The organism is Marinifilum sp. (genome assembly GCF_965230805.1).
GTDB lineage: Bacteria > Bacteroidota > Bacteroidia > Bacteroidales > Marinifilaceae > Marinifilum.
This window is the reverse complement of sequence record NZ_OZ246019.1, coordinates 1,352,860-1,366,983: the sequence shown is the minus strand read 5'-3', so window position 1 is coordinate 1,366,983 and position 14,124 is coordinate 1,352,860. Positions and strand designations below refer to the sequence as shown.

Genomic DNA, 14,124 nt, shown 5'->3' with positions numbered 1-14,124 from the left:
AGACAAAAAATGAAGTAAAAGCTTGCTATTTTTGTATCTTACAAAATCTTAAAATTTAAATACTATTAACATGTTTCCAAAAGAAGTTTATATAAACAGACGCGAGAAATTAAGAGCATCTATGAAAGATGGAATTGCCATTGTTTTGGGCAATCCAGATGCTCCAATGAATTATGCCGGTAATATTTATCATTACCGTCAGGATAGTACATTCCTGTATTTCTTTGGTATTGATCATCCTGGTTTCGCAGGTGTTTTCGATATTGATGAAAACAAAGATTATGTGTTTGGTAATGATGTAGATATTGATGATATCATTTGGATGGGACCTCAGCCAAGTGTTGTAGATCAGGCGGCTGAATTCGGTTTGGTAAATACTGCTCCTTTTGCTGAATTCAAAATATTTGTTGCAGATGCGGTGAAAGCAGGACGTAAAATTCATTTCTTGCCGGTTTACCGCGCTGAGAATAAAATTTTAATTCACGAGATGCTAGGTACTCCTCTACATGCCATTAAAGAGAACTCCTCATTGGATTTTATAAAAGCAGTTGTTGCTTTGCGCGAAATTAAGGATGAGTATGAGATCAAAGAATTAGAAAGAGCAGCAGCTATTGGATATGAAATTCATACTACAGCTATGAAAATGGCGAAAGATGGAGTGTACGAAAGAGAAATTGCAGGTGAGTGTGAGGCTATTGCTCTGCGTGCAGGTGGTTTGTTATCATTCCCCGCTATTGTTTCAAAAAGAGGTGAGACCCTTCACAATCATGAACATGGTAATTTGTTAAAAGCTGGTGACTTATTATTGGTGGATTGTGGCGCCGAAACAGATTCTCATTACGCTTCGGATAACACAAGAACGATTCCAGTTGGGGGTAAGTTCTCTCAAAAGCAAAAAGAAATTTATGAAATCGTGCTCGAGGGAATTAACACTGGTAATGAGTTGATTCGTCCGGGTGTTACATACCAGAGCATTCATCTTGAGGTTTGCAAAGTTCTGGCAACAGGATTGAAAAAACTAGGTTTAATGAAAGGTGATGTTGATGAAGCTGTAAAAGCAGGTGCTCATGCATTGTTTATGCCACATGGTTTGGGGCATATGATGGGGCTTGATGTTCATGATATGGAAGACTATGGGGAAAACTACGTAGGATATGATGATGAAGTTCAAAGAATCGATCAATTTGGAACAGCATATTTACGTTTGGGTAAGGAGTTGAAGCCAGGATTTGTATTAACGAATGAACCTGGAATTTACTTTATTCCGGCTTTAATTGATAAGTTTCAAAATGAAGGATTATATACTGAGTTTATCAATTACGATAAAGTAAATGAATATCGCAACTTTGGAGGTATTCGTTTAGAGGATGATGTTTTGGTTACGGAAACAGGTAATAGGTTAATTGGTAAAAGAATTCCAATATCAGTAGATGAGGTTGAATCTGTTATGAAATGAGAGGATTAAAATAATTGTTAACATACATGGGAATGATTATTTTGATCTTGAGGCTTGCATCTGGCAATTGAAGGGAAATTATTAACAGATCAAGTAGTAATCGTAATATTATAATAATTGTTTAAAAACGGTCTTTCGAAAGAAGGGTCGTTTTTTTGTTGAGACTGCACTAAATACTTTTATTAAATATGTAACAAAAGTATGCTTTTATCAGTTTAAAAAGTAGATTTGCGGAATAATATTAGCCATATATACAATGTACATCAGTTGATATTTGAATTGTTCTCAATATCATTGAATTAGTCTTTGTAAGGAATAGGGATCATCGTAATAAGGTTTTTCTTACTCCGGAAAAGATTTACAATAACTTTTACTAAATCCTGAATTTTAAGATATGATTATTGGTTTAAATTTTACTCGATTTCATTATTTATTAAAGTCCATTTTTATTCTGGTTCTGTTTGCATTTCCGGTTTCTGGTTTTGCTCAATATGATTACGAACATTATGTACCGCCCTTTTATAATGGATCATCTGTTCCAAAAGATATTGGTTATCACAGGGCAATTTTATCAACCAACTCTGTAAAAGACATCACAGTATACATTTATCGAGGATATGATGACTTAATAGACCAAGTAACTATAAGTAACCAATCGCCTAAATCTTATGCTTTTTACAATTCTGCGGGAGATGAAAAAGGAGTTATCACCAAGTATCCGCATACATACGATTTTCCTGAGAACGTTGTAGGAGCTAAAGAGCTAAACAAAGTTCTAACAAGTGAAGGACTCAGGTTTTATTCTCCTGATGCGCCATTCTTTGTTAACATGAGGCATTCTACAAAAGATCAGGGAAGTTCTCTAACAACAAAAGGAACTTACGCTTATGGTACTGAATTTTTGTCGGGGCATGTATACACTGATAAAAATAGTGCAACCCACCGACGAAGCCATTTTATATCTGTAATGGCAATCGAAGACAATACGCTTGTAAACTTCAGCAATATTAAAGTATCTGGATTAACTGAGTTTAATTCTACTACGAATCAGTTGCAAGCACAATCGGTTGATCCAACTACTGTTATTACCAGAACCTTAAACAAAGGAGAGAGTTACATTGTTGGTGTGGATCATGATCTTTCGGGCTTTCAGGATAAAGATAAGAATGCTATGAATGGTACTTCTGTTACTTCATCAAAACCAATTGTTGTAAACAGTGGTTCATGGACAGCAGGACCTTCTGGTCAGGATATAGGTGTTGACCAAATTGTACCCATTGATCAGGTTAGAAACGAATACATCATCTTACGGGGTAAGGGGAACTCCACTACTGAAAGACCTATTATTGTTGCTACTGAAGACAATGTTTCAGTGGAAGTGAACGGTAGTCCAGCAGGAACCATTGCAAAGAAAGGTGACTATCTGATTCTGAATGACCCTTATGATGTGAATGGAAATGCATACATCTTAACCGATAAAAATGTGTACGTTTATCAAACTTTATCTGGTAGTAGCTCAAAAATTGGTCCTACAGTAGGGATGAATTTTATTCCTCCTGTTTCTACTAGTGGTATTCGCGAAGTAACCGTTCCTTACGCAGAGATCCTGGCCAAACAAAGTGTTAATGGTGTAATCACCATATTAACCCAAACCGGAGCAGTAGTAAGTTATTCAAAAGACGGTGATAAAACTTTGTATCCAATAAGTGATATTGTGAGTTCAACTACCCAAATTGCAGGAGTCCCACAATGGGAAATTTATAAATTAGATAAAAACTTAACGGGGAGCTACCGATTTTACAGTAATAAGGCTATTAATGTTGCCTGGCTGGTGGAGTCAGGTGTTGTTGGAGCTGCTGGTTATTATTCAGGATTTACAAAAGAGATTTCTAAGATTCTTCCGGAGCTTGATGTGTATGTTGATGGCAAATTGGATTTAATCTGTGAAAGTTACGATGATAAGATTCAAGTAAGCATTAAAGATCCAAGACCGGATTACTATGAGTGGTATGTGAACGATTTTAAAGGTGATCCCATAAACCCCAATGGCCCTCTTTTGGTGGATGCACCAAATGAGGAAACCTCGTATTATGTGGTGGGATCTTATCGAGATCCTGCAATGGATCAGTTATTTAACGGTTCATTTTTTGAGAAAACAGTAGATTCTGATTATTCAGAAGTACATGGAAACTTGCGAAATCCTGGTGAGTATACAACGGTTCGTCAAACAACAGAAGCTGACCCTTCTTTTAAATATCCTGCTTTTACGGATATGGATAATGACTATATGTTTATGGCCATATCAGACAATTATGGAGATATAATTTACAGAGGAACTTCGGTAGATGTTGTAGATGGTTTTAACTACATTGTAAAACTGTACGGAAGAAGTGTAGATGATAAAGCTAGCTATACTTCACCGCAGAATTTAAAAATAATGGTTAATGATGATGTTATTGTCGATAACTTTAAAGTTGAAAAAACCAACGAATGGCAATCAGTATCAGCTTTATGGAAACCCAAAGGGGCTTCTAATGCGATATTGAAAATTTTGAATAATAATTCTTCAGGAATTCACTCCGCTTTTGCACTTGACAGTATTACTTTGGTGCAAGCAGTTCAAGATACTGCTGTTTTTGTTGCCAGAGTAGTTCCTAATTATAGTTATTCAAATAGTGGAAAAACATTCCAGTTTTGTGAGGCTGTTAGAAATTCGCTTGATGTTTCGAATGGAGATACAAGTTGGTACAAATATTCTTGGGCAAAAAAGGAAAAGGGAACCGAGAATTATATTGACTTAGAGGATGTTGTGGATGAACTTTCCGGAACCAAAACTCATGAATTAATATTCCTTGATCCTCAACAAGAAAATGAAGGAGACTATAGATGCACAATTAGTTTTAAGGAAGAATATAAGCAATGTGGATCATCTTCTGATAATGTTCATGCTGATTTATCTGTTTTGGTTGATAGAGCAGCCACAGTTAAAATTAGAGCAGATAAAACTAATTTCTGCTTTGGTACAACCGCTACTTTAGATGCTTCGGTTACAGGAGATGCCGGGCAAGTAAAATGGTATGTAAATGGAGCTGCCTATCCTGATTTTGTTGGGAATCCATTTGTTTTTGCTGCTGATAATCCGGCTGGTATATATACTGTTAGATGTGAAGCAGAAAATGGTTGTGGTTTAGCTTCCGATGAAATTACATTGAATGTTTTATCAGCTCCTGAGCTTACTGCTCTAACTCCTAATACCGATTTATGTGAAGGTGATGATATTATTATTACTGCCGATGCTACCGGAGATGGGATTTTAGTTTACTCTTGGAAAGAAGGAACTACAGATCTTGCTGAAACAGGTTCAATTCTTACTGTTCCGGCAACAATGGATAACAGAGAGTCGATTTTTTCAGTTAGTGTTTCAAGTGTGTACTCAACCGCAGGTAGCGATGTTGTGTGTCACAATGATGCTGCTTTATCAGTAAGAGATTTGGATGTTGTTCCACTTGTGACTATTGATGATCCTCTTGATGATGTTACTCTTTGTGAAGGAACTACTACGCATACTTTTGGAGTAGGAGTAAGCGAAGCAAATTCATATTATAAGTTCGTATGGGAAAAAGATGGTACTATCGATACTGAAACCACCGGAGGACAGAAAATAATTTCGCCAATTGCAACTGGCGATGAAGGAACTTATAAGGTAACTGTTTCGAACCGATGTGATTCAGAAGTTTCTGTAGCTGATTTAATTGTTGTGGCTAAAATGGTTGTGACTGATATTACAACAGATGAAACTGGTCCATTTTGTAATCCAACTAACGTAACTGTTACTTTTAATGATAATGGAGCGGTTGCAGAGTACAAAGCAATAAAGCCGGATGGAACAGAAATCTCGATAACAAATCCATATACTTTCGAAGTAAATACAACAAACGAAGGAAGTTGGCAGTTTATTGCTGTACCTAATTGTGGAACAGAAAATTTTACTCATGAATTTACCTGGAATATCATTCCTGAGTTTGGAGCTTTAACTATTGATGACATTGGAACATGTTTGGGCGAAAATGTAAGTTTTGTTGCCAAAGTTGAAGAGATGTCTGCTTTGTCTGAAATAAAGTATTCCTGGACTAATGAAGCAGGAGCTATAGTTGGTACTGATGAGACAGCTCTGGCAATTGATAATGTTGAAGAAAGTGATCTGGGAATATATACATGTACTGTTTCAGATCAGTGTAATTCCAAAACAGAATCAGCTACTCTTTCGATGCAAAAAGTAAATACTCCTAATACAGCTTCTGATATACCACCACTTTGTGAAGGAGAAAAATTTAGATTAGATATCGATTATGTTGGAACACCAACATTTCAATGGTACTTCAGCGATATAAACAGTGCATCAATTGGCAATAACGACTATTTGGAAATTGATCCTGTGTCAAAAGCTGATGAAGGCGTTTATTATTGCGTTATTCATCTTATTTGTGGTAGCGATGTTACAATTCAGAGAAAGCTTACGGTAAACGAACATATCTCAATTGTTTCTCCAGCTGATGAAACATTTGACATTTGTGAAAATGTAGAACAAGAATTTAACATTGAAATTGATGGCGATGAATATACTTTGGAATGGTACGATGATTCAAACAATCATATTGCAGATTTGGATAATAAAACCCTGGTTAAAATAGATGCCTTAGCACCAAGACTTACTCCTTATACTTATACTGCAAAAGTAACCAGTCTGGGAGGTTGTGATTATTTGGAGAAAAAGTACATTGTTCAAGTTCACGAGAAGCCAATATTAAGTACTCTTGTTAATAGTGTGGAAAAATGCGCAGGTCTCGTCGAGTTAAACATCACCGAAAGTGGGGAACACAATGGTATTTCGTGGTGGAAAGATGCTGTTGAAATTACTGATGGAAATGCAGAACCTACTGATTTTGTGATTGATCTTGCTAGTTCTTCTGATAATGGAATTTATACTGCAAAAGTTAATGCTGCTTATTGTCCTGCAGATTCAGTTTTAATTAGTGTAGATATTACAAACAATATTGTAGTAACAGCTCAATCTGATGCCACAACAACAATATGTGAGGATGGTACAATTTCTTTATTCGTGACAGCTAATGCAGGTGATGATAAAATAGACTACAAGTGGACACAAACAGATCACCCAGCTAAGGAATTTCCAAACTCTCCCATCATTGAGTTGAAGCATGTTAAAATTGGTGAAGATGATGGTGAGTATACTTGCGAGCTAAGTAATGATTTGGTATGTGGAAATAAAACTTTAACATTTAATGTTAATATAAATAAAAATCCAAGTATTACAGATGATCCTAAAGATCGAACAGTATGTGAGACAGAGATATCTATTGATTTTACAGTTGTTGCCGATGCAGAGGGAGGCCCAAATTATAAGTGGTATAATAGTAAAGGTGAAATTCTAGGTGCAACAAATGCAACATTTACTGAAACTAATTTGCTTGATGGTGAAACCTATTATTGTGAAGTAACTGGCAAGTCTGGAGATTGTGGAAAAGTAATTTCAAAAAAAGCAACACTTACAATTATAAAAGAAGTTGCAGTTACAAATCCATTAGATCAGAATATTGCAGATGGTGCCAATGCAAAATTTGGCGTTGTGGCAACAGGTGAACCAAATTATACCTACCAGTGGCAGGAAAATTCTGGTTCGGGTTGGAATGATATTTTTGATGGTGGGAAATATTCAGGTGCGAAAACCTCAGAGTTATTAATTACAAATGCACTTAAAGCTGATTTTGACGGAAACCAATACAGATGTGTGGTAAACAGCGATGGAACAGTTTGTGGATCAAATGCTATAAGTAATGCTGCAATACTTACTATCAATTCTGTAAATAAAATTTCTGCCCAACCAGAAGATCAAGTAGTATGTGAGGGTGAAAATATTGTATTTGAAATAACAGGAACGAAAGCAACAGGATTAACCTATCAATGGCAATATCATAATGGAGATAATAATTTCATAGATGCTTATTCAGAATCAGATGTATTGGTTTCTACTTATACAGTACCAAATGCAACACAAGCAATGGAGTCATGGGGAGTTCGATGTATTGTAAGTGATGGAATTAGTACAGGCCAACCATCTAATGAAGTATCGGTTGATGTATGGGAAAACATAGTAGTGACTACATTGGATAATCCAGGTCTTACTGCTTGTGTTGATGCACCTTTTTCAATAACAGTTGAAGCTACAGGTGAAAACTTAAAATACAAGTGGTATGAAGTTGGAGAAGAGGCAACAGTATTGTCAACTAGTGCTACTTTTAGTATTGCTAAAGTTACTACTGGAGATGAGGCAACTTATAAGGTAGATGTTTATAACGACCAGAATTGTAACAAGGAAACAAGAACATTCGTGGTTGATGTGTTAGAACTAGCTACAGTAAGTGATCCTGCTGATTGGACAATGTGTTCTACAGAAGCAGATCCTGATTTTATAGTATCTGGAGGAGGAGATGATATTTCTTACCAATGGTACAATAGTTCAGGATCTATTGTTGGAGCAACAGGTAATTCTTATACTGAAAATCATCCAGTTGATGGTGAATCATATTATTGTGAGGTTTCGAATGTTTGTAATATAGTTACTTCAAAAAGTGCAGTATTAACAGTTGTAGAACCTCTTACAGTAACAGATCCTGATCATCAATCAATTGCTGATAATGGGACAGCACATTTTAGCGTAACAGCTTCTGGAGAACCAAATTACACCTATCAGTGGCAGGTTTGGAATGGTTCAGGATGGGATGACCTATTAGAAACTCTTAACTATTCTAACGTAAATACAGCAGAATTAACAGTAAGTAAAGCGCTAATTGGAACATTTAACGGAAAAGAATATCGATGTAAAGTTACAAGCGATGGAGGTGTTTGTGATCCTGAAGTGTTTAGTGATAAAGCCATATTGAACATTACTACTGATAATCACATAACAGCACAGCCATTAGATCAAAAATTGTGTGAAGGTGATCCTGTTACATTTACTGTAGGAACAGTAGCGGCTGTTGATACTTATAACTGGTTTTATAATGATGGTACTGGAGATCAACCTGCTGATCCAGCTTGGGTTTCAGGTGGACAATTAACTATTGATCCTGTAACTACAGCAATGAACGGTTGGGAATTCTATTGTAAAGTTGCAATTGGTACTGGTACTGCAAAGACAACAAATAAAGTTGATTTAACAATTTGGGAAAAAGTTTCTATTGTAGCTCCGGCAGTAGATATTACAGAAGAAGTTTGTAAGGGTGTATCAAGAAACTTATCTGTAACAGCAGATGGTGATGAAATAGAGTATAAATGGTATGTATCTGGAACTCCCGGAGATGTTTTATCTACAACTTCATCATACTATGTTGATGAAATAAATACAGACATTGTTTATGAATGTGAAGTTTCTAATACATGTAAAACTGAACGCAGAATATTTACTTTTACTGTACGTGATGAATTGGCTATTAATACTCAGCCGTCAGATTTTACAATTTGTGAAGGAGAGCCAATACCTGAATTTTCGGTTACTGCTTCAGGTTACGCACCTTTAAGTTACCAATGGTTAGAAAATGGAATAGCAGTAACAGCTGTGGTAGTTGATGGTAATAAATATACACCAGCAACAGCAATTGATGGTAATACCTATTATTGCATAATTACCGATGCATGTGGAAATAGTCTAACCAGTGATGTTGCAGAATTAATAGTAAATCAGGGAGTAACAATTACTTCTCAACCTGCTGATATTACAATTTCAGATGGTGAAAATGCTACCTTTGAATTAACTGCAACAGGTGATGAAATTTCAGGAGTGCCAATAACTTATCAATGGCAAGTCTGGAATGGTTCAGATTGGGATGATTTAGTGGATGATGCAACTTATTCTGGAAGTAATCTTGCAAGTTTAACAATTACAACAGCTAACACTTTATTTAATAATAATCAATACCGATGTCTGGTTAGCAATACTTGTTCAACAGATGTCGCAAGTGCTACAGCAACATTAACTGTTAATGCATTAATCAAAATCTTCACTCAACCAACCAACCTTCAGGCTTGTGAAAATGAGGATGTGAAATTTGAGATAATAGGTACCAATTCAGGATTTACTTATGAATGGCAATATGATGAAGGTAGTGGGTTCGCAGTCGCTGTTGGAAATCATGGTATGATTGCGTCTGTTGATGGAACAGGAAAAATATCTACTCTAACTGTTCCAAATGTTACAACTGCTATGAATTCATGGGCATTCCGTTGTATCGTAAAAGATGGTTCAAGTGCCGATGAAACTTCAAACGAAGTGAAAGTTGAAGTATTTGAACCAGTTGTATTTGATCCTGTTTTAGATCAAGATTTGTGTTTCGATGAAAGTAAACAAATTACACTGAATGTAACTTCCGGAACAACACCTTTAACTTATTCATGGATGAAGGATGCAACAACAGAAGTTTCAACAACAACAATGCTAAATATTGGAGCAGATGATAATGGAGATTACAAAGTGATAGTTGGTAATGGAGGCATTTGTCCTGATAAATCAAGTAATTTTACTGTTTATCATCATGAAAAACTAAGCTTAAATGCTTGGGCAAATGGTAGCGAGATGTGTACGAACAATTCTCAAACTTTATCAGTAAGCATAAATAATATCGACCCGACACTTTCGCTAACCTATAAATGGTATAAAGATAATGTTGAGATTCCCCTAGAAAACACTGATGATTATACATTTACTCCATCAAACAAGAGTGAATCAGGACAATATAAAGTTGAAGTATCCGATGGTTGTTCAACAGAATCGGTTTCAGGATATGTGAATGTTTTCGACCCAATTGCAAGAGTAAATAATTGGGATAAAACAACAGAATTATGTCTTGGCGATGAGTTGAACCTGGAGGTTCAGCTAACTGGTGATGTAAAATCATATGCCTGGACACATCAGGGAGCTACTATAAGTTCGGCAACAACGAGCTATTTGATTAGCTCACTTAGTGATACTGATGCAGGTACTTACATTTGTACTGTTACCGATAACTGTGGAAACAGTATTGAGTATAAGACTGAGCTTACAGTTATTCATACTCCTGAAATTACCCTTGGTATCGAAGATTTATCTGCTATTTGTGAAGGTAAAGATTTGGAAATGGGATCAATCGTTGTAAATGGTTCATTTGATAACATTACATGGCAAGTTCCGGCAGCAGTGTCAGGAACTGTAGAAGATGACAGTAAAAGGTACTATTTGGGAGCTGCCACAACAACAATGGAAGGTAACTACAAAGTAACTGTTAAAAATAAATGTGGTGAAGATGTTTCTGTTGGAGCGCAAGTTGTTAACCCCACTCCAACACTCGAATCTATTGCTGATAAAACTGTATGTCAGTGGGAAGATGTGGTGTTTAGAGCCAAGGCAACAGGTCGTAGTTTACATTACAAGTGGTATATTGATGATGTTGAAACAGGTGTTACCATTTCGGCATTGTTAATGAGTGGTTCAGATGTTTTGCCAGCCGATGCTTTTACTCCCGGTACCTATACTATTAAGTGTGTTGTTACCAATGACAATTCCTGTGGTGAAGAACTTACAGAAACAGCACAATTGACAGTTGATCCTGCTACAATATTGAATACTACACTTGCCAATGATGTAAAATTTGTTGGAGAGGATTATGATATGACTGTGGATATTACAGGGCATAAGCTTACTTATAGCTGGACACACGAAAAAGACGGTGTTATTACTCCACTTGCAGTAAACGGACCAACAATAAGTTTTAAAGATATACAGTTAAGCGATGCGGGTTATTACCATTGTACAATAACCGGTTCTTGCGGAACAAGGTTGGCATCTGGTAAATTAACCGTAAAAGAGCCTGTAGTTATTGTTGAAGGTTTGGCCGATTTAGAAGAGAAATGTGAGGGAGAGCCATTATCCTTAAATATTGATGCAACAGGACAAGTTAATAATGTTGTTTGGAAGAAAGGTGAAACCGTTTTGCCTTTTACAGATCTTAACTTGTACATTCCTGAACTAACCACGGCTGATGCAGGAGTTTATACCTGTATAATAGAAGGTGAAGGTGCTCCGGCAGGTGGAATCATCCAAAAAATAACAGTACGAGTGTATGAAAATACAACACTAATTGCACCACTCGGGAACCGACCTGTTTGCGAAGGTGAAATGTTAAGTTGGACTCCAAATGTAACTGGAGCAAAAGATATTCAATTTGAATGGTATTTTGAAGGAGTTAAAATTTCAGATGATAAAACTTTGAATTATACCTCAACAGAGATAATCCATGAAGGTGATTACGAAGTGCAGGTTACCGGTGTATGTGGTGATGTTTCAACAACTGGTTCACTGGAAGTAACTGAATTGCCAAAGATTACTAGTATTAGTGAAAGCGATGAGGTTTGTGAGAATGAATCATTGGTAGAGTTTAGTGTTGAAGCGACAGGTGAAAAATTGAAGTATCAATGGCAAAAAGATGGAGTTGATATTCCGGGTAAAACGTCTCCAGTTTTAAGTTTAACATCAATTCAACTTAACGATGATGCAAGTTATACTTGTGAGGTTTCAAATTATTGTACAAGTGTTATTAGCGATAAAATGACGCTTACAGTGATTGCTCAACTGCGAATTCTGTCCGAAATTGCTGATATTGAAGTTTGTTCGAACGAGGAAGTTACGCTAGTGGCTGATGTTGAGGGGAACGATGTAACTTATCAATGGAAGTTAGATGGGGTGGATATTTCTGGAGAAACAAGTTCGGTATATCATATTTTAGAGTCGGATCCGTTAGATAACGGATACTATACTTGTATTGTGTCGGATCGTTGTACGGATTCAAGATCCACCAAGCCAACCGAGTTAATAGTTCACGAATTGCCTAATACCGCAATATTTGGTAGAATGAAACTATGTGCTAAAGAAGATCGTGTAACTTATGTAACCAATCAGGTAAATGAAAATGAATATGGTTGGGATGTTGATGGCGGAATTTTTGCCGGTCCTCAACAGGGGTTAAGAACAAGAGTAACTTGGGGAGAAGAAGACGAAGGTCAACTGTCCATTTATATTTCAGATGTGGCTACTGGCTGTGAATCGAAAGTAGACTCTGTGGTTGTCTTGCATGCATTGCCAACAGTTAACTTGGCAGCTTTCGAATCGAAAGGGGTTTGTGAAGAAAGCTTCACTCTATCCGGAGGCTATCCTGAAGGAGGTATTTATTGGGTTGATGATATTTCGGAAGAAGTATTTGACCCGGCAGACAAAGGACCCGGAACTTACAATATTCACTATTCATATACCGATGAGAATGGATGTTCGAATGTAACAGGCAAAACAATAATTCAGGTGGATGCCTTGCCTGTTGTGAATATTACTGACGATACAACCATTGGAAGCTGCAAGCCATTTACTTTAACAGCCAAGACCAATGAAAATAACATTCAGTGGTCGCCAGCTACTAATTTAGATGATGCGAATTCAATGAGTCCTATATTTACTCCTGGCGAATCACAGGTGCTGATTGCTACCGTAATGGACGAACATGGTTGTACCAATATGGATTTGGTTGAACTAACTGTTGCTCCTTTGCCAGTGGTTTCTACAATTCCCGATACAACAGTGGGACAGTGTAATCAATTGAAATTACTTACTGATATCGTGGGCAATGCAGAAGACGTTAGCTGGACAAATGCAGATCATTTAGATGATCCGTATACAAGAAGTCCTAAAATCATTAATGCTCCCGAGGGCACCTATACCTACAAGATTAATGTTACTGATCTTTACGGATGTAATTCTGAGGATGAAGTGATTGTGCATATGGTGGCAGATCCTAAGCTGGATGAAGATGTATTTGCATGCGAAGGTGATCAGTTTCAAGTCAATATTGCCGATATGGATAACCCGATTTGGAATGATGGTTATGCCGATGAAGCCAGAATAATCGATCAGCCGGGTAAATATCTGTTAACCGTAGAAAATGAGCATGGCTGTGGCGACCAGCAACGATTTGTTATCAATCCAACACCAAAACTTGATTTAAGAAACAATCTGATTTTTGATGGACCAAAAGAAATAGAATTGCTTGAAGGCAGGCCGGTAACAATTCACGAAGGACAAAGCGTAATTATTGCACCGAATCTTCCACTAGAATATTCTCCATATTTCTTCGAATGGCAGGATGGAACTATTTTGCAGCGATATGAAGCATCGGAGACAGGTACTTATGAGTTGAAAGTAAGGGATAATTTAGGTTGTGTTGCTGTTGATTCGGTAAGTTTAGAAGTAAAACCTGTAGGACTGGAATCTCCCAATGCATTTACTCCTAACTCTAACAACGAAAATGATCGTTTCTATTTAAAGGATATCAACTATGATATTGAAAAATATGAAATGTACGTATACAATCGTTGGGGAGAACTTCTTTACAAAACAGATCAAGTTGGTCGTAATGGAGGTTGGGATGGTAAATACAACGGAAAGATGTGCCCGTCAGGTGCTTATGTTTGGATGGTGTTTATTAATGGAGAATTAACCAACAAAGGAACTTTCATGCTGATTAGATAATTGGCAGAAAGCTTTATTAAATCAATAGAATAAATTTATTTTA

Annotated in this window: 2 protein-coding genes; both read left to right on the top strand. The window is 36.6% G+C overall.

Annotation, left to right across the window (positions count from 1 at the left end; genetic code table 11):
• Positions 1 to 70 precede the first annotated feature (70 nt).
• Positions 71 to 1,456, top strand: coding sequence for an aminopeptidase P family protein (locus ACO05S_RS05335; protein WP_421920498.1), 1,386 nt, complete (start codon positions 71 to 73; stop codon positions 1,454 to 1,456).
• 394 nt (positions 1,457 to 1,850) lie between these two features.
• A complete protein-coding gene (locus ACO05S_RS05330) occupies positions 1,851 to 14,081 on the top strand; it encodes a T9SS type B sorting domain-containing protein (RefSeq protein ID WP_421920497.1) in 12,231 nt (4,076 codons plus the stop codon).
• Positions 14,082 to 14,124 lie beyond the last annotated feature (43 nt).

Coding starts and splice junctions, on each gene's coding strand:
- ACO05S_RS05330 (WP_421920497.1), top strand. CDS start 1,851: ATGATTATTGGTTTAAATTTTACTCGATTTCATTATTTATTAAAGTCC.
- ACO05S_RS05335 (WP_421920498.1), top strand. CDS start 71: ATGTTTCCAAAAGAAGTTTATATAAACAGACGCGAGAAATTAAGAGCA.